17 protein-coding genes, 2 pseudogenes and 1 riboswitch are annotated in these 21256 nt (G+C 46.6%); of the genes and pseudogenes, 6 read left to right on the top strand and 13 right to left on the bottom strand.

The genetic code is table 11. The annotated features are described in order from the left end of the window. Nucleotides 1-10: 10 nt before the first annotated feature. The 11 genes from ACO0KV_RS07050 to metE form a co-directional block, all read right to left on the bottom strand. Nucleotides 11-1519, bottom strand: coding sequence for a sulfite reductase subunit alpha (locus tag ACO0KV_RS07050; RefSeq protein ID WP_423041300.1), 1509 nt, complete (start codon nt 1517-1519; stop codon nt 11-13). After that, a complete protein-coding gene (locus ACO0KV_RS07045) occupies nt 1519-2550 on the bottom strand; it encodes an FAD:protein FMN transferase (RefSeq protein ID WP_423041298.1) in 1032 nt (343 codons plus the stop codon). The genes ACO0KV_RS07050 and ACO0KV_RS07045 overlap by 1 nt, the downstream gene beginning before the upstream one ends. 36 nt (nt 2551-2586) lie before the next feature. Beyond that, nucleotides 2587-3411, bottom strand: a complete 825-nt coding sequence (locus tag ACO0KV_RS07040; protein ID WP_423041296.1) for a DUF4198 domain-containing protein — start codon at nt 3409-3411, stop codon at nt 2587-2589. 9 nt (nt 3412-3420) lie between these two features. Next, complete coding sequence (locus ACO0KV_RS07035; RefSeq protein WP_423041294.1) at nt 3421-3939, bottom strand: DUF2271 domain-containing protein; 519 nt, start codon at nt 3937-3939, stop codon at nt 3421-3423. 37 nt (nt 3940-3976) lie between these two features. Beyond that, nucleotides 3977-4648, bottom strand: coding sequence for a PepSY-associated TM helix domain-containing protein (locus ACO0KV_RS07030; RefSeq protein ID WP_423041292.1), 672 nt, complete (start codon nt 4646-4648; stop codon nt 3977-3979). Between the two features lie 339 nt (nt 4649-4987). Next, nucleotides 4988-5884 (bottom strand): 3-hydroxyisobutyrate dehydrogenase, encoded by an 897-nt coding sequence (mmsB, locus tag ACO0KV_RS07025; RefSeq protein ID WP_423041290.1) that lies wholly within the window; start codon nt 5882-5884, stop codon nt 4988-4990. A 25-nt stretch (nt 5885-5909) separates the two neighbouring features. After that, the gene (locus ACO0KV_RS07020) at nt 5910-7049 is read right to left on the bottom strand and encodes an enoyl-CoA hydratase/isomerase family protein (RefSeq protein ID WP_423041288.1); all 1140 of its coding nucleotides are present in this window, start codon (nt 7047-7049) and stop codon (nt 5910-5912) included. Next, nucleotides 7046-7828, bottom strand: a complete 783-nt coding sequence (locus tag ACO0KV_RS07015) for an enoyl-CoA hydratase (RefSeq protein WP_423041286.1) — start codon at nt 7826-7828, stop codon at nt 7046-7048. The genes ACO0KV_RS07020 and ACO0KV_RS07015 overlap by 4 nt, the downstream gene beginning before the upstream one ends. Further along, on the bottom strand, nt 7825-8985 hold the full coding sequence (locus tag ACO0KV_RS07010; RefSeq protein ID WP_423041284.1) for an acyl-CoA dehydrogenase family protein: 1161 nt from the start codon (nt 8983-8985) through the stop codon (nt 7825-7827). Before ACO0KV_RS07010 ends, ACO0KV_RS07015 begins: the two co-directional genes overlap by 4 nt. A gap of 13 nt (nt 8986-8998) precedes the next feature. Then, nucleotides 8999-10522: a CoA-acylating methylmalonate-semialdehyde dehydrogenase gene (locus ACO0KV_RS07005; protein ID WP_423041282.1), complete on the bottom strand. Its 1524-nt coding sequence runs from the start codon at nt 10520-10522 to the stop codon at nt 8999-9001. Nucleotides 10523-10787: 265 nt separating this feature from the next. Beyond that, nucleotides 10788-11011: riboswitch (cobalamin riboswitch) on the bottom strand. Nucleotides 11012-11204: 193 nt separating this feature from the next. Next, entirely contained in the window at nt 11205-13496 is a 2292-nt protein-coding gene (gene metE / locus ACO0KV_RS07000; protein WP_423041280.1) for a 5-methyltetrahydropteroyltriglutamate--homocysteine S-methyltransferase, read from the bottom strand. Between the two features lie 100 nt (nt 13497-13596). Between metE and ACO0KV_RS06995 the strand changes: the two are divergent. The 5 genes and pseudogenes from ACO0KV_RS06995 (at nt 13597) to ACO0KV_RS06975 (ending at nt 19085) form a co-directional block, all read left to right on the top strand. Next, nucleotides 13597-14495: pseudogene (locus ACO0KV_RS06995) on the top strand (LysR family transcriptional regulator). A gap of 191 nt (nt 14496-14686) precedes the next feature. After that, nucleotides 14687-15673, top strand: a complete 987-nt coding sequence (locus tag ACO0KV_RS06990; protein ID WP_423041278.1) for a diguanylate cyclase — start codon at nt 14687-14689, stop codon at nt 15671-15673. 696 nt (nt 15674-16369) lie between these two features. Further along, entirely contained in the window at nt 16370-16714 is a 345-nt protein-coding gene (locus ACO0KV_RS06985) for a helix-turn-helix domain-containing protein (protein ID WP_423041276.1), read from the top strand. Nucleotides 16715-16894: 180 nt separating this feature from the next. Further along, a complete protein-coding gene (locus ACO0KV_RS06980; protein ID WP_423041274.1) occupies nt 16895-17050 on the top strand; it encodes a hypothetical protein in 156 nt (51 codons plus the stop codon). A 1153-nt stretch (nt 17051-18203) separates the two neighbouring features. After that, nucleotides 18204-19085: a LuxR C-terminal-related transcriptional regulator gene (locus ACO0KV_RS06975; RefSeq protein ID WP_423041272.1), complete on the top strand. Its 882-nt coding sequence runs from the start codon at nt 18204-18206 to the stop codon at nt 19083-19085. A 19-nt stretch (nt 19086-19104) separates the two neighbouring features. On the opposite strand, the gene ACO0KV_RS06970 is transcribed toward ACO0KV_RS06975, so the two are convergent. Continuing rightward, entirely contained in the window at nt 19105-19995 is an 891-nt protein-coding gene (locus ACO0KV_RS06970; RefSeq protein ID WP_423041270.1) for a LysR family transcriptional regulator, read from the bottom strand. Nucleotides 19996-20103: 108 nt separating this feature from the next. Between ACO0KV_RS06970 and ACO0KV_RS06965 the strand changes: the two genes are divergently transcribed. Then, entirely contained in the window at nt 20104-21006 is a 903-nt protein-coding gene (locus tag ACO0KV_RS06965) for an MBL fold metallo-hydrolase (protein WP_423041268.1), read from the top strand. A 130-nt stretch (nt 21007-21136) separates the two neighbouring features. Here the strand turns inward: ACO0KV_RS06965 and ACO0KV_RS06960 are convergent. After that, nucleotides 21137-21256 (bottom strand): annotated as a pseudogene (locus tag ACO0KV_RS06960) (IS30 family transposase); the annotation flags it as partial.

The raw sequence follows: 21256 nt of genomic DNA, 5'->3' as shown, positions 1-21256 counted from the left end.
AACTCGCAGATTAATAAACGTCTCTGCGATAGCGGTGATCTGCGATCAGTTGATCCATGGTTTCTTGGGTGAGGATGTTACACAGACAGTTGTGAACGTCTTCTCCCATCCCTTTTAGACTTCCGCACACCATTATCACTGCGCCTTGCGCTACCCACTGCCGAAGTTCAGTCGCTTGTTCTTTTAACGCGTGTTGTACGTAATAGGCTTGTGGCCGATCACGTGAAAAACTTAAACTGAGCTTGCTGAGGACGCCGCTGTTTTGCCAGTGAAGAATCTCGTCGCTAAAAAAGAAATCCCGTGCTTGTTGGCGCTCACCAAAACATAACCAATTTCTGCCCAAGCCGTGCGCTTGTCGTGTTTTGAGGTGGGCGCGTAAGCCTGCAATACCTGCGCCATTGCCAATGAGAATGAGCGGCGAGTCATCCAGCGGCGTATGAAAATGGAAGTTGCTTCTGATACGCAGGGCAATCGATTGTCCTATTTTTGCATGGGCTGTTAGCCAGCCTGAGCCGAGTCCGAGACTACCCCCTGGATGACGTACCTGGCGCACGACCAAATCGAGGTATCCATCCTGAGGTATGGAAGCGATTGAATATTCTCGGTGTGGTAGGTTTTTTTGTTGTGCTAATTGCTCAGTAGCGGTTAGTGGTGCTGCAATATATTGAGGCATGATTTCAGCAATATCGCCAGCTTGCCACTGGTATTGTTGTTCAAGACTATCGCGTTGTGTGAGCCGAAGATAAAAAACGGGTGCACCGAGGCTATCAGGGTTTAATAAGCGCCGTTCGCGCAGTGTCCATGCGGTATAGACGGGCTGATTCCAATCTGCTGGTTCTGAATGACCACTCAGCTTACCGAGGTAATGCTGCCAATGACGTAACGCTGCCTCATCACCATTATCGACGTCGACCAGATCGAATAAGCTGATCGCTTGTTGCTGTTGCAGCCATTGCGCGAGCCGATAGCCAAAAGCGCAATAGTGTTGATAATGACGGTCACCCAACGCCAGAATAGCGTAGCGTAACGTAGATAAGTCCGCAGCGGTGTTGAGAAGTTTTCTCGTAAATAGATCGGCATTGTCTGGTGCGTCACCTTCACCAGTCGTACTGACGATAAAGAGCATCTGACGGCGGCGTTGCAGATCGGCGAGCGATAACTGATTGAGCTCAACGATGACTACTGATGTCCCCGCTTGTTGTAGCACCTGGGCGGTTTTTTCAGCAAGTTGTACTGCATAGCCAGTCTGACTGGCATACGCGATACAGTAGGCGTGTTCTGGATCTACAGCCTTAGCGATAGGAGAAAAGACAGTGCTGTTATTTTTTGTGAGTTTATATTTGAAATAACTATAACTACAGAAGGTCATGTAGGTTAGCACAACCAGTAACGGTGGCAGACAGTCAGCAATAATATTGTGGCAGCAGATGCTGATCAGACTTACGGGGAGCAACAAAATCGATGTCCACATGAAGACCCTGAGTGCGCGCTGCTGGTGGACGGAAGAGGTCATCATCATTATTCCTCCAGCATCGCAGACATCGCTCTACTTCGGGTCTCAGAAATCGTGTTGTTCTGTTGTTGTGTAAAGAGGGCAGCAATCTCGTGTTGATTGGCATACGCGATCGCATTCTCATATCCCATGACAGTAAAGGCTGTTGCTAACGCGTCGGCAATCATGCATTCACGATGGAGTACGGAAACTGACACCAGTTTATTATCGACCGGATAACCAGTACGTGAATCGATCGTATGTGAATAACGTCGTCCTTCGTGGTCAAAAAACTGACGATAGTTACCTGAGGTCGCAATCGATAGTTCATGTAAGGCAATCAGGTGTTCTGAACCAGATTCAGATTCATGTGCTGTTTTATCGGTACTGGATTGCCCATCTGCTTGTTCAATACGAATCCACCACGGAGAGTGATCTTGCTTGATGCCGCGTCCTCGGAGCTCGCCCCCCACTTCAATGAGATAACTGGGGACATCCTGCGCATCTAAAAATCGCGCCAATTGATCGACGGCGTAGCCTTTCGCAATGGAAGAGAAATCCAGACTAACGCCACCAGGTTGAAATAAGCGTGCAGCATGACGTTCGAATTGCAAATCACGCCAACCGTGTCCTGCCATCGCTTGCATTATCCTTGCTGCATTAGGAAATGCTGATGAGCGCGGTTGCGGACCAAAGCCCCATAAATCAACTAATTTACCAGCAGCCGGATCGTATGCGCCAGCTGTTTGCCGCGCCAGATAAATAGCGTAATCTACTACCTGACAAAATGCTTCCGGAAGGCGGCACCAGGTGCCCGCCGCCGCTCGATTAAAACGACATAGATCAGAGTTGATGTCCCAGGTACTCATTTGTCGATCTACTTGGTCCAGTTGATATTGCAAGCCTTGCTGCAGCATATCAGCCGTCAGATTGGTCTTGCCGATGAGTTGCACGCACCAGGTCGTTCCCATGCTGGACCCTTGCAGATGCAAGGTCTGTGAGCCTTCTGGTAATGTCGTTGGTTCGGCAGTGTTAGTTGGGATGTATAAATGGCGCATGCTGACTTCATTGCTTGATTACTTGATGGATGAAACTTATTGAGGCAGCACTTCTAGAGTCACACTATAGCTGGCGATCCGAGAGGTAGCAGGAGGTGTCGCATGCAGGTCGTCTTTAACCTCGACCTGCAACCAGTACAGCCCAGCGTTCTTCCATTGAATGCTGACGATGCCATCGCTATTGGTCGTTACCTGCTGGTTTTCAGAATCCTGACGATACCGTTTACCGCCAGGGATGATTTCAATGGCGATGTTCGGCATAGGTTTTCCATCGAGCAGTACACGGAAACGGGCTGATTCTCCAGCGACCAAGTCATTGGGATGGGAGAGGAAGTCGATCTCTAGACCTTTACCGGCTATGTCCATGGATTTACCGCCAGGTTTACCATTGGTGACGATCGTCTCGACGCGGTTGATACGCTCACTGACCTGGAGATCCGTTGCTGTTGTTGGAATCTCTTTGGTGATCGTAGATGCCGTACCACGCCAGCGTTTGGCATCTCCCTGATCTTTATAGGTGGCAAGCAGGATTTGGTTCATGACATCGAGCTTGTAACTCCCTTTTTGTTTGAGTTGCAGCTCAAAACTATTACGGAAACGACTATGCGTGATATTTTCTGGTAAAAGCGGGCTACCATCTGGCGCGGTAATACTTAGGTTATCGAGCTGTAATGCCATATGGTCATATTCAAACACATTGGTGGCAATGCCAGCGTCAACCAGAATCGATGGAGCATCACCGGAAACCACGGTTGAGGAAGGAACAAGAAAAGCGTGATGCGCTTGTGCCGCGAGGCTGAAACAGGTCAATGCAGACATGGCAATTGTCTGACGCAGAGTCGGAATAGAAATCAATGACATAACAGTGCCTTATTTAATGTTGAGTGAAATCATGCCAAGCTCGGTTTTTCCTTGCGCTTGCAATGTTTGTTCGCCTTTAGCTTGCCAATGAAATGGAATCTTGACCACTTCACGGCCACCGTCTTCACGTGCCGCTTCGACCATTAACTGATAGTCACCTGCTGGAAGACCTGCCAAGGCACCTTTGTCTCCAGAGAAACTGAGGCTATGTTCACCTGTGGTGCGAGTGGCGCCGCTGACGCCATCGACCGGCATGGTCAACTCCCGACCACTACGACGCCACCATTGACGGAGGTCTTTGAGGTATTTGGTGCCTTCATTATTATGTTTTTTCATGTCGTACCATACCGCCAGATTACCGGCAAACGTTTGGTCCGGCTTCTCGAGCCAGATCGCGACGTAGGGTTTATGGTATTGAGCAACATGAGGGCGAGGCACCTCAACCTTCAGATTCATATCGGCGGCAATTGCCTCAACTGCAGGTGCTGTAAGTAGACTACTGATGGCAAATGGAAGCAGTTTTTGCATAGAAAATCCTTTTTAACTGTAAAGAGAGACTGGAGGGTTAATGAACGAAGGTGAGTGCTAACAGTAATGGCAGTACCACACCAAACAAGACGAGGGGCCAAGTAGAAGGTCGGTTGGCGGCATGCATCTTCAATAAAAAGAAGCCCGTGACACAAAATGTCAGACACAACACGGCAAATCCATCGATCAGATAATTCCACGCCGTTCCTGTATTGCGCCCTTTGTGCAGATCATTGATGTAAGCGATCCAGCCACCATCAGTGAGTTCATACTCCAGCGTTCCATCGTCGAGCGACATACGCAGCCAAGCATCGCCACCGGGTCGTGGCAATGCGACATAAACCTCTTCCGGCGACCATTCTGGGATCTGTTGATCGACCCGTATCGCTAACTGTGATGTCAGCCAGCTTCTTATACTCTCAGGCAATGCCTTGCTTTGATCGGTCTGTATTTGTGTTGTTGCTTGCGCCTCTTTGAGCAGATGTAACAGCGAGTCCGGCAAATGACCTGTTTTTTTTGTCACATGTGGATGTGCCTCGATCTGCGATGCGTGATTGAGTGTGATGCCACTAAACGCAAAGAGAAGCATGGCTGTCAGACATAGGGCGGAACTAATCCAGTGCCATTGATGTAATTGACGTAGCCAGAACGCCCGCCGTTGCTGATGTGGGTAGGTGATCGCTAAAGAGGTTGGTACTGGCGATGTCATTGTATTAATTTGCGGATATAAATGATAATGATTCGCAATTATACATTTGAATGACCATCCACTGTCACAATTTACATTTCTTTGCGAGGCTTAACTAACGGTGCTTGTTGAGCGCGATAACAAGGAAAAACGTTGGCTATTAGTTTCTATTTCTACAAGTGGGGATAGCATCTGTTGGCATCATTGACGCTGCATCGAGTGGTTATCTCCTTTGATGCGTTGATGATCTGCGGACTATTGAGCATGGTTAGCACTGATATGACTGCGTTTTTTGCGATGAAAAAATGCGCGCTCGTAGTGAGTTGATCGCGCATTTTGTGTCGTGTTGAACGTAACGTATTAGTTGACTTTTTTCGGTGCTAATAAATTCAGAATGCTAGAAAAGTCCAGACTCCCTGAACCAGCTTGGCTATGTAAAGAGTAGAGATTTCTCGATAACTCGCCTAAAGGAATGGCTGCGCGTGATGCTAAGGCTGATTCTGCTGCCAGACCTAAATCTTTCAACATCAGGTCCACACCGAACCCACCCGCATACGCGCGCGCAGCAGGCACATTATCCATCACGCCAGGAAACGGATTATAGACGTCGAGTGCCCAATTGCGGCCTGAACTTTTACTCATGATGTCAGATAGCACTTTAGGATCAAGTCCGTTCGCGACGCCCAATGCTAATGCTTCAGCGGTGCCTGTCATTAGAATACCGAGCAACATGTTATTGCAAATTTTGGCTGTTTGGCCAGTACCACTGTCACCCGCATGGAAAATGTTTTTACCCATTGCGTTCAGAATAGGGCGGGCGCGTTCAACCACCTCAGTTGGTCCTCCAACAATAAATGTTAAGCTGCCAGCAGCTGCGCCGACAGTGCCACCAGATACCGGCGCATCAATCATTGCTAAACCACGTGCGGCAGCAGCAGTGGCAACCTTACGTGCTGATTGGGGTGCAATCGTACTGCAATCGATGATCAGTGTTCCTGGTGCAATCGATGACAGAATCTCTTGGTCGCCCAAATATAGCGATTCGACATGGCTGCTAGCTGGCAACATCGAGATCACAATTTCTGCATCCAGAACAGATGCCACAGCGCTATTGGCGACGGTCCCGCCTGCGTCGGAGAGACGCGCCAAGGCGACGGTCGATAAATCAAATACCGTCAATTGGTGTCCTGCTTTGATCAGGTTGACGGCCATTGGTGCACCCATATTTCCTAAACCGATAAATGCGATACGACTCATGTGATGTCTCCTTCAAAGGGATGAGTTATTCTTTTCCGAGTTGATGTAGTGGATGTTGATGCCATGCTGGTTCGGTGAAAAAATGATTGAGCATTGCCGGTGTCAGCGCTTCGGTGGATGCCGGTATCCAGTTAGGATTGCCCGATTTATCCACTAGTAATGCGCGGATGCCTTCCGCGAAATCTGTCCCTGTTGCGCAACGCAATGCAGCCACATATTCGAGCCTGAAAACGTCAGCTAGGTCCATAGCACTCGCTTTTTGGAGTAAGGCGTGTGCTAATGCGGCCGAGGTCGGTGAACCCGCGCGCAACGTGGCGACTGCTTTTGCAAACCAAGGGTCATCAATCTCATTCGCTTTTATCGTATCGACAATCTCGGTGATTGAGTTTCCTTTACATAAGGTATTAATCAATGGCAAATGTTGTTGTAGTGGGCCAGCTTGTGACAATTCAGGAGCGGAAAATGACGCAAGTAATGCAGTGAGGCGTGCGTCATTGTCTGTACGGTCAGTGGTCCAGGCTTGCGTTCCGAGTGCATCGATCACGTCGTTTTTGCGTGCCTGTAAAATAGCGACATCGGCCATTCCAACAAAGAGGCAATCTGCAGCACGAATCTGGGCGCCGGTGAGTGCTAGAAATAGACCTGATTTTTGTGGCATACGCGAGAGTAACCAGGACCCACCAACATCCGGAAATAGGCCTATTGATATCTCAGGCATAGCAACACGGGAGGTCTCAGTCACGACTTTATGGCTGGCGCCGGCCATCAATCCAACGCCACCCCCCATCACGATGCCATGACCCCAGCATAATACTGGTTTAGGATAGTGATGGATCAGATAATCTAGTGCATATTCGGTCGAAAAAAACTGACCTGCATAAATGTTGGCGCTACAGTCGTCAGCCTGATCAGAAGCATGGTGTTCGCGCATTGAGTGATAGAGCGGGAGTAAATCACCACCAGCACAAAATGCTTTTTCACCTGCTGCTTCTAGGATAACTAATACAACCTTCCGATCCTCTGCCCATAGGAGCAATTGTTGGTCCAGTAGTTGCACCATTTCCAGCGAAAGAGCGTTCAGAGATTTTTCTACGTTCAGTGTCGCAACACCAATCAGCGCCTGATTGCTGCAGCGAATTTCTCTAAACAGGACTGCGGCACTCATGAGTTACTCCATTGTGGAGCACGTTTTTGTAAAAATGCCTGCACGCCCTCATGTTGGTCTGGGGTGTCAAACAGATTAACGAAGGCTTCGCGTTCTAACGGCAGCATATGATGTGGGGCCTGCTTACGCGCACCTTGTATCAGATGTTTGCAGGCAGCGAGGCTCACTGGACTCTGTTTGTCTGCAAGTTTTGCCAGCGCTAATGCGCGTGTAACGACGCTGCCAGTTTCTACGACTTCTTCGACCAAACCGATCTGTAATGCGGTCGTGGCATTGATCCGTTCACCCAATAAAATCAGACGTTTTGCCCATGCTTCACCAACAAGCCACGCCAGATGTTGCGTGCCACCAGCGCAAGGTAGCAAGCCGACTGAGGCCTCTGGTAAAGCCATTTGCACCTGGCTCTCTGCAATTCGGAGATCACAGGCGAGCGCACACTCCAGCCCACCGCCCATTGCATAACCATTGATGGCAGCGATTGATACACCGCGGAAATCAGCCAATGCCTCAAATGCTTCACCGAATCGACGCGCCATTTCACGAGCCAGTGCTTTATCCCCTTGAGCAAATTGTTTTAGGTCGGCGCCAGCGGAGAAAAATTTATCCCCCTCACCTGTAATGATTAGACTGTTAATATCGGTTCTGGCATTGAGATCGCGCACCAATTGCGTTAATGAAATCAGACCATCTCGTGTGAACGTATTAGCAGCAGGATTGCTTAGGGTAATCAACGCAGTGCGGTGCTCTATGCTGAGCTTTAAGTTAGTATAGTGGTTCATCGTATGTCTCCGATTGTTGTTGTGTCGAGAAATTGGCGGGCAATAATCGATCGCATGATTTCGTTAGTACCTTCCAGAATCTTATGCGCTCGCGCATCACGCATTAAGCGCTCAAGCGGATATTCACGGATATAGCCATACCCGCCGTGGATCTGTAGTGCTTCATCACAGACTTGAAAACCAATATCAGTTGCAAATCGTTTCGCCATGGCACAATAGACACTTGCATGGGGGGCTTTCTCGTCGAGCTTAACCGCTGCCATCCTGACTAATTGACGAGCGGCGATAAGATCGGTCAGCATGTCGGCGAGTTTGAACTGCATTGACTGGAAATCTGCCAAAGGACGATTAAATTGCCGCCGTTCTTTGACATAGGTTTGCGCAGCATTGAGCGCACCTTGTGCTGCGCCAAGAGAACAGGACGCAATATTGATACGACCACCATCAAGTCCACGCATCGCTATTCTGAAACCGTCTCCGAGGTTGCCAAGCAAATGGTTGTCAGGCACCCAGACATTTTCAAAAAAGACGGGCCGCGTCGGCTGACTATGCCAGCCGAGTTTTTCTTCTTTTCGCCCAAAACCAAGCCCTTTTGTGGTTGCGGGTACGGCAAAAGCAGAAATTCCACTTGCGCCCGGTCCACCTGTTCGCGCCATGACAATGAGGAGATCCGATACCCCCGCGCCTGAAATAAAGGCTTTTGAACCACTAATGCTGTAGCCACCTTTTATTGGTTCAGCTTTGGTTTTGATTGCTGCTGCATCTGAACCAGCGCTCGGCTCTGTTAGGCAATAGGAGGCCAGTGCCTGACCGGATGTGAGTAGTGGTCCCCAATGATCGCGGATAGCCGGATTGCCCCAGTGACACAGCATCCATGTCGCCATATTATGGATGGTCAGATACGCCGTCGTTGATGGATCAACACTTGCCAGTTCCTCAAAAATAATGCTCGCGTCGAGTCGCGATAGACCCAAACCACCTTGAAACTCGGGAGAATAGATGCCGCAAAACCCTATCTCACCCGCGCGTTTGATGGCGTCGAGTGGGAAAATGCTATTTGCATCCCATGCTGCTGCATGCGGTGCAAATTCTTTCTCAGCAAAGACGCGTGCCGACGCCTGAAAGGCTAGTTGTTCATCGTTGAGTTCGAAGTTCATGTTGCTCACCCTCTTACTTCAGGGCGATGGTGGTATTGACGCCAACAGTCGAGGTGCTATCGTCAAACCAGCGTTGGGTGATCGTTTTGGTTTGTGTGTAAAAACTAATGACTTGCTTACCGTAAGGACCCAGATCGCCTAACTTGGACGCGCGTGACCCAGTAAAAGAAAATAAAGGGACAGGGACGGGAATTGGTACGTTGATACCTACCTGGCCGACATCGATCTCTTCTTGAAATCTACGTGCTGCTGCACCTGACTGCGTAAAAATCGCTGTGCCATTGCCGTTTGGATTCGCATTAATAAACGCGATGGCATCTTGTAGTGTGTCAGAAAAACATAAGCACAATACGGGGCCAAATATTTCTTGATCGTAAATCCGCATTCCCGGCTTCACGTGAGAAAAAATAGTCGGTCCGAAGAAGTTGCCCTTTTCATAGCCTTTAACGACAGGATGACGTCCATCCAGTTCAAGCGTGGCGCCTTCGGCAATTCCCGCCTCAATCAACCCACCCACGCGATCATACGCAGCACACGAAATGACCGGTCCGATGTCGGTTCCCACTTCTGTACCTGCGTTAACGTTGAGCGTTTTGGCAACGCGTACTAAATCGTCGACCCAGTGTTTTGCTTCACCGACGAGGATAGCGACTGACACCGCCATGCAGCGTTGACCCGCTGCACCAAAAGTAGCGCCGACAAGGCTGTTGATGGTTTGCTCTTTATTTGCATCCGGCAAAATAACGGCATGATTTTTTGCGCCCATCATGCATTGCACACGTTTACCAGCCAAGGTGGCGCGGTTGTAAACATGTGTGCCGACTCTGCTTGATCCCACAAAAGAAATCGCTTTGATATCGTCGTGATCACAGATAGCATTCACGACGTCTTCACCACCATGAATCACGTTTAGCACCCCTTCCGGAATACCTGCCTGTAGTGCAAGTTCAGCCAAGCGCATCGTCACCATGGGATCTTGTTCTGATGGTTTTAAGACGAACGTATTGCCACAAGCGATCGCCATTGGAAACATCCACAGCGGAATCATTGCCGGAAAGTTAAAGGGCGTAATGCCTGCACAGACGCCGATTGGTTGTAGAAGGGTGTAAGTATCCACGCCATTGGCAACATTGTTTGCCAGCTCACCCATTTGCAGATTGCCGATATTCGCCGCATGCTCGACCACCTCTAAACCGCGGAAAATATCGCCTTCAGCATCCGCTAGTGTTTTACCTTGCTCTGCTGTCAACGTGGCAGCTAGCTCTTTCATGTTTTCACGTATCAATTGCTGATATTTAAGAAAAATGCGAGCGCGTACACCGATGGGTGTTTTACGCCACGCAATGAATGCAAACTTGGCTGCTGCGACCGCGGCATCCACTTCGTCTGGTGTTGCAAAGGGTACGCGTGCCAGTACTTCTTGCGTTGCCGGGTTGACGATATCGCGCCATTCTTTGCTGCGCGATTCTACAAACTTACCGTTGATGAGTAATTTAATACGTGGGATGGTCGTGGATGACATAGTTTGTGTGGTCATTTTCAGTTTCCTTTGATCGAAGCCGTGCACTGCACAGTTAAATACGACTAAAAAGCAACCGACGAACGCAGTCCCGCACAATTGCGCACATCAGTAACCTGAAGGGGAGCGCTGCAAGAATGAACAATGCGCGCCACGATGCGCACCCACCGCGCGACATCGGGACCAGTAGAAAACGACGAAAGAAATTGAACCGACAAACTGCGTACAACAGCCTACCGCCATACAATGAACGCAGATACCGGACTCAATCGCCACCCGCGATTTTCCGACAGATCACCAGGCCGGTATCCGGGCTCACAAGACTTGTTGCATCGCCTTCCCAGTCGTATGACCAGTGGCTTGGAGGATGCAACCACACTTGCTTACCGTTGCGGGGGCAGCAGCGGCATAGTCTCTGAATGCAAGCTAAGCATAGAGACGCACCGCTTTCCCGTTTAACTGTCACCCTAAGAAAAGGGGTGCAGCACCTGGTGGATAAAAGATAGCATTAATTTACGTTAACGTAAACGTCAATTTGTTGTTGCTAACAATTTGATTGCTTGTTTGAAACGGGTAAAGTCAGCAGCGATAGTAAGCGCATCGTGGGTAATAGAACGCAAGGGCAGGTGGCGCTTGCGTTTTTCTGTGATTACTTGGTTGGTCTTGTCCTACTCGTTGGATACAAAGCAGGACGGTTTAGTTACGCCGCTGCGCGCAATTCTTTCGCTGCCGCTACCATGTTGGTTAATGCCGGTAAAACTTCTGCCCATTGACGGGTCTTCAGGCCGCAATCTGGGTTGACCCAGAGGCGCTCTCCTGGAATACGCTCGGCCGCTTTTCTCATGAGTTGCACAATATCCTCTTTGGTCGGGATGTTAGGTGAATGAATATCATAGACCCCAGGGCCGATTTCATTTGGATAGTTGAAGCTATCGAATACATCCAATAATTCCATATCTGAGCGAGAAGTTTCAATTGTGATCACGTCTGCGTCCATGTCTGCGATGGCCGAGATGATATCGTTGAACTCTGAATAGCACATGTGAGTATGAATCTGCGTAGTATCTGTCACGCCATTGGCAGTGATACGGAATGATTCAATTGCCCAATCGAGATAATTTTTCCATTCTGCTTTTCGCAATGGCAGTCCTTCACGTAATGCCGCTTCATCGATCTGAATAATGCGCACGCCTGCTTTTTCCAGGTCTTGCACTTCTTCGCGTATGGCCAATGCTAATTGTTGGCAAGACACAGAGCGTGGTTGATCGTCACGCACGAATGACCAGTTCAGGATCGTGACTGGGCCGGTCAACATCCCTTTCATTGGTTTTTTCGTCAGCGATTGTGCGTAGCTTGTCCATTCGACAGTCATGGCTTTTGGTCGACTGATATCACCGAAAAGAATGGGTGGTTTCACACAGCGAGACCCATAAGATTGTACCCAGCCAAATTGACTGAAAGCATAGCCGTCCAATTGTTCTCCAAAGTATTCAACCATGTCATTACGTTCTGCCTCACCGTGGACAAGCACATCCAGATCAAGTGTTTCTTGTTCTCGGACACTGCGGGCGATTTCTGCTTGCATGGCTGCTTTATAACCAGCATCATCGAGTTTTCCACTTTTGAATTCGCTACGTGCATGGCGAATTTCTGCCGTTTGTGGGAAGGAGCCAATGGTCGTCGTTGGGTAGGTAGGCAGTTGTAGTAACGTCGCTTGTTTGGCAGCGCGAATAGTATAGCTACTCTGACGAGCACCAAGCTTAGTAGTGATCGCAGCAACCGCATTTTGTACCACGGGATTCGTCACGCGTGTTGAGTTGCGACGTGCTGCTAATGCTGACTGGTTGGCAGTCAATTCTTCTTTGACCGAATCACGGCCATGGCGCAGCGCCTTCGCCAGCACTTGTAATTCGTCTAGTTTTTGTAACGCGAATGCTAGCCAACTTTTCATGTCGACGTCTAATTTTTGTTCGTTATTGAGGTCAACGGGTACGTGCAGCAATGAACACGACGGTGCGATCCAGAGTTTGTCGCCAAGACGCTCGGCTAATGGTTCAAGCCAATCGAGCACAGCGTTAAGGTCGGTTTTCCAGATGTTGCGACCATTGACGACTCCGAGAGACAACACTTTGTGCTGTGGGATCAGATTGAGTAAACGACGCAGGTCTTCATGATCGTTGACTGCATCGATATGCAGACCAGCGACTGGTAGATTAGCGGCCAAATAGAGATTGTCTTGCAGTTGACCAAAGTAACTGGTGACCAATATTTTGATACGGCACGGCTTTAGTTGATGGTAGGCGAGGTTGAACGCATGTTGCCAATCCGTGTTCAATTCCGTAACCAGAATGGGCTCGTCAATTTGTACCCATTCAATGCCGTGCTCACTCAAGGTATGTAGCAATTGTGAGTAGACTGCCAATAATGATGGCAATAGCGCTAGTTTGTCGGCGTTCTCTTTTGCTTTACCTAGCGCCAGATAGGTCACAGGACCAATGATCACTGGTTTTGCTTTGACACCTTGCTGTTTGGCTTCTGCTAATTGCGCCAAGAGACGTGACGCATCAAGCTTGAATTCGGTGGTCGCGTTGAATTCCGGCACAATATAGTGATAATTAGTGTCAAACCACTTCGTCATTTCTCCCGCAGCTACACCACCGCAGCAAGTATGATTCTCATGGACGGACTGAGCCGAACGGCCGCGCGCTACGCGGAAATAATTGTCGAGCGGGTCGCCATGGAAGTCCCTGACGCGATCAGGCAGATTGCCTAAAGTGAAACTCATATCGAGCACCTGATCATAAAAAGAGAAGTCACCAACGGGAACGAGATCAAGGCCGGATTGATTGTTCCAGTGACGCTGGCGCAAGCTTGAACCGAGACGTTTGAGTTCGTCAAGCGAGATTTCGCCTTTCCAATAGGACTCCAAAGCAAATTTCAGTTCGCGCTTGGCGCCGATACGGGGAAAACCGAGGTTATGGATGGTGGTCATGTCGTTCGTCCTTATTTATTCAATGTGTTGATAGTAAATTCTCAAATCAATGAAGTAAAATGGTCTTTCTTCACACATCCATGAGTTTTATTCATAGTTTATGTTAGAGCGTATTCACTTGGCCATTTTAATGGAAGTCGAAAAGCAGGGCTCATTAACGGCTGCAGCAGAAGTTTTGCACCTGACCCAATCGGCGCTGAGTCACAGTATGAAAAAGCTGGAGCAGCAAATGGGGACTGATATCTGGCTACGCGAGGGACGCTCTTTACGACTGACGCAGGCGGGGCATACCTGCATGCCGTTGCACAACGCTTGTTGCCACAATTAGTCCTTGCTGAGGAGCGTTTGCGCCAGTTTGCACAGGGTGAGCGCGGGACACTGCGTATCGGTATGGAGTGTCATCCATGTTATCAATGGTTGTTGAAAATCGTCACCCGTTATCTGGCCGCCTGGCCGTTGGTAGACGTGGACGTCAAACAAAAATTTCAGTTTGGCGGTATCGGTGCTTTGTTTGGTTTCGAAATTGATTTGCTCGTCACGCCAGATCCATTGCATAAGCCTGGTTTACAATTTGAACCGGTGTTTGACTATGAACAAGTACTGGTCGTACACAAAGATCATCCTTGGGCTTCGCAAGAGGTGGTCGCGCCAGAACAGCTCATGGAGGAAACCTTGATCACGTACCCAGTGCCAATTGAGCGTCTCGACATTTTCAACATGTTCTTATTACCGGCCAACTGTTCACCCCGCAAACACAAGACCATTGAAACCACTGATATCATGTTACAGATGGTCGCGAGTGGACGTGGCGTAACGGCACTGCCTAAGTGGTTAGTGACTGACTATGCGCCCCAGTTGCAATTGCGCACGTTGCGTCTGGGACCAAACGGTATTGCGAAACACATTTATCTTGGTACGCGTGAGATGGATAATGCGACCGATTATCTGCAATCGTTTATTGAATTCGCTAGACAGGCGGATCATTATTCCGCGAAATAACTTATCGGCGTCAATCTGGAAAATGAAAAATGACAATGGGCGTGGTGCGGTAGCGTCTTGTCTAACGGGTAGGAATTATTTTTTTTTTTTATGAAAGACGGGTTTAATGAGAAAATGCGTCTAGCAAATAACTAAATTAAATATCAGATTAAAATAGCAGACTATCGTCCCAGATGCCTTAGGAGTATAGCGTGGTAGCAGATCAACAATGCCCTTTGCCGATCAATGAATTACAACGGATTGATGCAGTCCGCTCTTATCAAATTCTCGATACCGCACCGTCACTGGAATTTGACGCGCTGACAAGGATTGCGGCACATACATTTGACATGCCGATTGCAGTTGTCGCCATGATGGACACTGATCGGCTATGGTTCAAATCACGATTGGGATTAGACGTTGATCAGCTTGATCGTAAGGTGGCTTTTTGTGCACATACCATTATGTCACCGAGAGAGCCCTTGATTGTTCACAATTTGGTTGAAGACGGTCGCTTTATTTCTAACCCACTGGTTGTCAATGCTCCCCATTTACGCTTTTATGCGGGTGTTCCACTTGTTGATGAGAATAATCTAGTTCTTGGCACGATTGCTGTCATTGATTCTAAGCCACGACCATTTACTACAATTCAAAGAGGGACCTTAGCTGATTTTGGCGTACTCGTCATGACAGCCTTGCAAAGTCACAGAAATGCAGTTGAATTAAAACAGTTAGCATTAACTGACTACCTGACCGGTATCGCAAACCGTGCAAAGTTTGATATCGCGAACGCTGCAGAAATGTCCTATGCGATCCGATCTGGCGTGCACTACAGCTTGATTTGCATGGACTTAAATGGCTTTAAACAAGTGAATGATCAATTCGGACACCCTGCTGGTGACCGGGTACTCTGCGAAGTAGCCAGGCGACTTTCTGGACAAATGCGAGAAGGAGACTTGCTAGTCCGCTTGGGCGGAGATGAATTTGCTGTTGTTGCCCGTGGTTGTGGCAGCGAGCTGGCAAAAGCGATTGTTCATCGACTTACTGACGTGATTCGTCCCGACATTGAGCTACTTAATGGCGTCAGAGTGAAGGTAGGCATTTCGATCGGAGTGGCGACATCTTCTCCAGACTGTACAGATGCCGATCTTTTATTCGATCTTGCGGATAAAGCGCTCTATTTAAAAAAACAAGCATAGTGTGATTTTTTACCGCAAATAGCATATCAAAAAATATACCTCGCCATTGTTTTGCAATTGTTTTTACATTCAATTTTCACTTTGAAAAAAGTGTAATTGAATTTAATCAGACAATCATTGTCGACTGCTCAATATCCATTAGCCCGCCCATTTCTGACGGGGTATTACATGTCCTTCCTGTGCTACTTCTTCCGATGCTGACAACGTACTTCATTGCTAAATGAGTAGCCAAAGTTATTTTTGTTCTACTTGAAGTTCTTATTCGAGCGACAAAAAAATACTTACCTTGAATGCCGTTTTTCTGCGCCTAATTCAAAGATGAAAAAACGACTATTTCATTTTTTCAGAATAAGAATGCGACCGATATCAACCATCTATTCGTCTGTTTTCTGAACTATACATCAATAAAAAATACCAATTTATAGCGATACAAAAATTCTTTGAAATAGATGAATATCTGAACATTGACATGTTCAACGCGAAGGATTCTAAGATGAGAAATACCTATCCTGTCTATAACCCTGCTAATAAGCGTTCAACTGAAACTTTCGAAGAATATATTGTCAGATTTTTTAGAGAAACAAAAGAGGTTCAAGAGGCTCACTTCAAGTTGAATTTTCCAGACACATTTCCAACAGTGTGTTCTAAAGGGATGTAGTTATTAATTTTAACCCTCAATAGGATGGATGACAGATCATGTGCCAACTTAATTACGACCCAAACGCTTTAGTCAATAGCGTCATCTACATGTTAGAGCTTAAAAATGATTTCCATTTAAGTAAGGTGTTGGGGGTATCGCCGTCAACAATTGCCAGAATTCGTTGCTTTCAATTACTTGTGAGCGCGAGTATGTTAGTGCGATTGCATCAGGAAACAGGCCTAAGCATTAAAGAACTGAGAGCTTTGATGGGTGATGAGCGAAAATTCTTTGAACGAATTGATTTAGCGACGTGTACAAAGATCGTTAGCCCGCCGTATAAAAAAAATTCAACCAATGGTAGTGAACTCAAGGAGAGTCTGACACCTCACCAGATTGTTTGACTTTAAAAATACCTACGTCAGAAGATCAGTCAGATCCATTACGACATGGCGGTTGCCCCTGAAATATACCTTCTGAGAACTTATCAAAAAAATCTTTTTCGTTGTGTTCAGGAAGTTATTTCAACCTCCTAAAAACATACAAATTGTAATAATTTGTATGTTTGCTCGAGGTGGGAAGTGATGCATTTACAAGTGGCTATCAGGGATGGCGGTCATGGTAATTTACTTCAAGAGGTGTTTGGAAACCGATCGTCGTCAACACTTATTCCGCAAACGGGTACTGGACTTGGACTGCGTGGGATATATCGTCGCGAACAGAAATTAGTGGCAGCATAAAATTTAATTCTACACCAGATGTAGAGGCCATGATTGCTATTGATTTGCCATTAATTTCAGACGATTACTTGTGATGAGATCCATCGCTGTACGTCCACTAGTGTTGAATCCATTCACTGAATGAGGTGTGCGTTTGTATGTATAGTGTGCGATACAAGAGCAACTCATGAGGCAAGTATGTGGGCTGAAGTTCAGTCAATTTTTATATTCTGAAATTCTGGATAGATGCACGTCTTTTATCGGCGTGATAATCCTTTGTAGCACACAAGCACTGGCCTCGTCCCCATAGCGTAGCAAAGAGCGTAGTTAATATGTGACATGTCATTGAAATGGATGTATCTGAGAGAAACAAACTAGTGATATTTTTCTGAGTATAAATCGTTCCGCGAGTCTTATTTATTCCGTTTTGTTGTCACTGCTATTTTAATTTTTGGTTACAAATATTAATTTGAAAATCGTTCGTGATTTATTAATTTAGTATATTGATGATTAAATACAATGACTACTTCAGGTAATTGTGACGCATATGTTCTTTCCATTAAATGAGTAACGATCCTACGATCAAGCGATTAATAAATTTTGTTGTGAAAAGAAAATCCAAAAGATTTAACGCAATGCGTATTTTTTATATATTTAAAAGACAGTCTTGGTGACCGTTAATAAGATGCACTTCGCAGATTGGATGGTTTTGTATCAATCAATGCCAGAAAAGTTAGCAAGTGCAGCTTCAGAATTGCGTCTATACCCAAACATGATGCGATTATTGATTTATTAATTTATTCCATTCAAAGACACGGGGATGCGTTGAATTTTTATTGGTATTTAAAATTGAGAAAGTCAGAATTTAGCGGTTCATACGAACGATACCTATAATTTTTTTTCATTCGTTTTTATCCCCAACAAGTTTAAATCCCGTTACATATCGCAAAAGCAGTTTCTACTTTTTTGAAAGAGTATCATGTTGAGGTTTTACTCACTCCTTGAATCGAGTACGTTTCCCGTGGATTATTTGTATGGAGATCAACAGTTAACAAAAATTGAAAAAAGTAATTGTTCACCTTTTTCGCTAGTCGACACATCTGAACATACGCGTTTTAAGAACGTGATTTGTTGGGGCGTCTCTCCGTGGGTGGAGCGATGTTTTGGAAAAATTGTGACTGTTCCAGATGGTGTCTCTGCTCCGGTTTCGTTAGGTGACATGAACGAGTTACTTCAATATGCCGAGCAGGATAAAGCAAAAATTATCATTGACTGGCAAGGTCAAAAAAGTTCTTTTACCAACGCGTTGAGAAATGAGAAATCAATTCTTTTGGTAAAGCTGGAAAAACTATCGTATATAAAAAAAATAGATGGTAGCGAGCATAAATATTTATTAGGCCCCGGTGTCACCGCTGAGAAGATGAATGATTATTTTACTCAGCAACACATTGCACTAGAGACCTATATCGACTTTCAAGGGGCTTCGAATATTTATGAGTATTACTTAAACTATCTGGATTTCCCCGAAGACAATAATTTTTTTGACCAACGTTTCTTTTTATATTTGCGCGTTGAGACGTTAGAGGGAAAGTTTATTGTCGAAGAATTTAATCTAAATAATCAGAAAAATCAGAAAAACAAAATCAGAGAACTACTCTTGTCGGCAGGATCTCCGATAGGAATTATTTCTGGTATCGGTATTGATTTTAAATCGTATCTAAAGAACGCCAAAATAATCGATCTTCCTGCGATGAACGAGTTGGGAAATGTAAAACACGATCCCAAAGTACTGAGTTTTAGAAATGAAGACGAGAGCGTTAATTTTAGTAGAGATACCACGATTAGTTTACTTAAAGAGGAATTCAAATTAACAGAGCGAGAATCCTTTGTCTGCTTTCTGTTGCTTGAAGGGCATGGAGATAAGGCAATATCCAATAAGTTGAATATCAGTTATTGGACTGTGAGAACTCATGTCAACAAGATATTAGAAAAGCTGGCGATTTCATCGAGACTAGAGATTGCGTTCAAGGTGTTAGAGCTTTATAAAACGATTTGATTCGCGTAGTGCGCCGTATTTACCAAGGTGTTTTAGCAAAACGTTCAATGAGAAAATCCAGAAATGCCCGCACTGCAGGACGCAAGTGTTTGCGTGAAGGATAGAGTGCGTAGACACCCATGTCCGGTACTTTCCAGTCAGGCAGCACAGTTTGCAAGCTACCTGTTATCAAATAGGGATTGGCAAGATAATTTGGCTGCAATGCGATGCCGCCACCAGCTAAGGCTGCCTGCAATAATGCAGTTGCCTCATTGGCGCTGAAATGGCTTGATATACTGATTTGCGTCTGTTCCTCCCCGCGCGTCATTGTCCAGATACTTTTTCCGAAATTAACATAGCTGAGGTAGCTGTGTCCGTTAAGATCTGCGGGCACCTGTGGCATACCATGGCTACGGAGATAGGCAGGTGATGCAACGAGAACGGATGTACACGGTGCCAATAGACGGCCGACGAGAATAGGGTCAGGCGTTGCACTGATGCGTATTGCTAGGTCGATTCGTGCTTCAACCAGATTGAGCGCCCCCTCGCTCGCATTGAGATCGATCTTGAGCTGAGGGTGGAGCTTTAAAAAATCAACGACTGCCGCGGCAATCTGAGCGTAGGCAAGGGAGACGCTACACGTAATTCGTAATTGGCCGCGTAAATTTTCATCATGGCCGCAGGTTTCTTCTTCGACGTTTTCCATCAATGCCAGCATCTGCTGACTACGACGCAGACAATGTTCGCCTGCTTCAGTGAGCGTCACACTCCGGGTCGTTCGTTGTAATAAGCGTGCATCTAACCAGTTCTCAAGCTCACCGATATAGCGCGTCACCATCGCTCGCGACATATCGAGTTTGTCAGCGCTTGCACTAAAACTTCCGCTCTGGGCGACCTCGACAAAGACTTGCATGGCTGTTAATCGGTCCATGATTTGCTCGATTTAAGAAATAGTTATGTGCATATTATGGCATTTATCTGCGCGATATTTGCAACTATAGTGTTATTCACGATGTTTAACTCGATATAGGATTTTAATATGTTACAGAAAATGATTCTTGCGACTTCTTTGGCAATTACCTTGCAGGCGGCACAAGCAGCGACAGAAATAGAACCAGAAACAGCACTAGTTACGCAGCCAGTATTGACTCTGAAAGTGTATAACGCCGATGCTAACAGCTTTAACGTTAATTCGACCTTAGTGATGGGGGCGAAAGACGCCATCCTGATTGACGGTGGCTTTACCCGCGCGGATGCGTTGCGTATTGCTGCGAACGTACTCGATAGTGGTAAGCAATTAACGACGATCTATGTCAGTCAGGCTGACCCTGATTATTACTTCGGCGTAGAAACCTTAAAAGTATTTTTTCCAAAAGCAGATGTCGTAACGACCTCAGCGGTTCTGGATAAGCTTGCACCCAAGGTCGCTGGTAAGTTGGCCTTCTGGGGACCAAAAATGGGGGGGAATGCACCTCATCAACCCGTGATTCCTCGTGTATTACAAGAAAATAAACTCATGCTCGAAGGCCAGGGAATTGAGATCCGCGGAACGACTGGCTTGCTGGCACATCGTCCTTATGTGTGGATACCTTCGATAAAAGCAATTGTTGGCAATATCGCCGTGTTCGGCAATTTACACGTCTGGACAGCAGACACACAAACCGTGGCCGAACGGGATGCATGGGGCAAGCAACTTGATGAGATGCTGGCACTCAAACCACAAGTTGTTGTGCCCGGTCATATGAGTAGTGGTACAAAAATAGATGCCAGTACGATCATTTTTACCAAAGATTATTTACAGAAGTTTGAGAAAAATTTATCCATTAGTTCTGATAGTTCGATACTGATCAACGCAATGCAACAGGCTTACCCACAATTAACTGCTGGTGAAATGTCACTCAATATCGGCGCTAAAGTGAATAAAGGCGAAATGAAATGGTAGCTTGATCCTACCTACTTAGGCGACTGCATGCAGACTGCTCTTGTTGTGATCGATATCATGAGTGCCTTCCGGTGAAGAACACGGATGGTAAATCTGTCTCAGACAATGGCAGTTGTTTTATTGCGCGAGTTCAATTTTGAAGTGCAAGCGTATTTTTGAAGAATACCTGATTGGGTGTAAGGTATCCTAATCTTTTTCTTGGTCGATTATTCAGTCTTTTCATGGCGTGATCAATCTCCTGTTGTGTAAT

The sequence above is a fragment of the Undibacterium sp. RuRC25W genome, assembly GCF_049339825.1.
Classification (GTDB): Bacteria; Pseudomonadota; Gammaproteobacteria; order Burkholderiales; family Burkholderiaceae_D; genus Undibacterium.
The sequence above is the reverse complement of the archived record's forward strand: the minus strand, read 5'-3'. Positions and strand labels throughout refer to the sequence as shown.

Bases quoted from the DNA above. Each gene is read 5' to 3' on its own strand.
- ACO0KV_RS07050 (WP_423041300.1), bottom strand. From the start codon at position 1,519: ATGATGATGACCTCTTCCGTCCACCAGCAGCGCGCACTCAGGGTCTTC.
- ACO0KV_RS07045 (WP_423041298.1), bottom strand. From the start codon at position 2,550: ATGCGCCATTTATACATCCCAACTAACACTGCCGAACCAACGACATTA.
- ACO0KV_RS07040 (WP_423041296.1), bottom strand. From the start codon at position 3,411: ATGTCATTGATTTCTATTCCGACTCTGCGTCAGACAATTGCCATGTCT.
- ACO0KV_RS07035 (WP_423041294.1), bottom strand. From the start codon at position 3,939: ATGCAAAAACTGCTTCCATTTGCCATCAGTAGTCTACTTACAGCACCT.
- ACO0KV_RS07030 (WP_423041292.1), bottom strand. From the start codon at position 4,648: ATGACATCGCCAGTACCAACCTCTTTAGCGATCACCTACCCACATCAG.
- mmsB (WP_423041290.1), bottom strand. From the start codon at position 5,884: ATGAGTCGTATCGCATTTATCGGTTTAGGAAATATGGGTGCACCAATG.
- ACO0KV_RS07020 (WP_423041288.1), bottom strand. From the start codon at position 7,049: ATGAGTGCCGCAGTCCTGTTTAGAGAAATTCGCTGCAGCAATCAGGCG.
- ACO0KV_RS07015 (WP_423041286.1), bottom strand. From the start codon at position 7,828: ATGAACCACTATACTAACTTAAAGCTCAGCATAGAGCACCGCACTGCG.
- ACO0KV_RS07010 (WP_423041284.1), bottom strand. From the start codon at position 8,985: ATGAACTTCGAACTCAACGATGAACAACTAGCCTTTCAGGCGTCGGCA.
- ACO0KV_RS07005 (WP_423041282.1), bottom strand. From the start codon at position 10,522: ATGACCACACAAACTATGTCATCCACGACCATCCCACGTATTAAATTA.
- metE (WP_423041280.1), bottom strand. From the start codon at position 13,496: ATGACCACCATCCATAACCTCGGTTTTCCCCGTATCGGCGCCAAGCGC.
- ACO0KV_RS06985 (WP_423041276.1), top strand. From the start codon at position 16,370: ATGTGCCAACTTAATTACGACCCAAACGCTTTAGTCAATAGCGTCATC.
- ACO0KV_RS06980 (WP_423041274.1), top strand. From the start codon at position 16,895: ATGCATTTACAAGTGGCTATCAGGGATGGCGGTCATGGTAATTTACTT.
- ACO0KV_RS06970 (WP_423041270.1), bottom strand. From the start codon at position 19,995: ATGGACCGATTAACAGCCATGCAAGTCTTTGTCGAGGTCGCCCAGAGC.
- ACO0KV_RS06965 (WP_423041268.1), top strand. From the start codon at position 20,104: ATGTTACAGAAAATGATTCTTGCGACTTCTTTGGCAATTACCTTGCAG.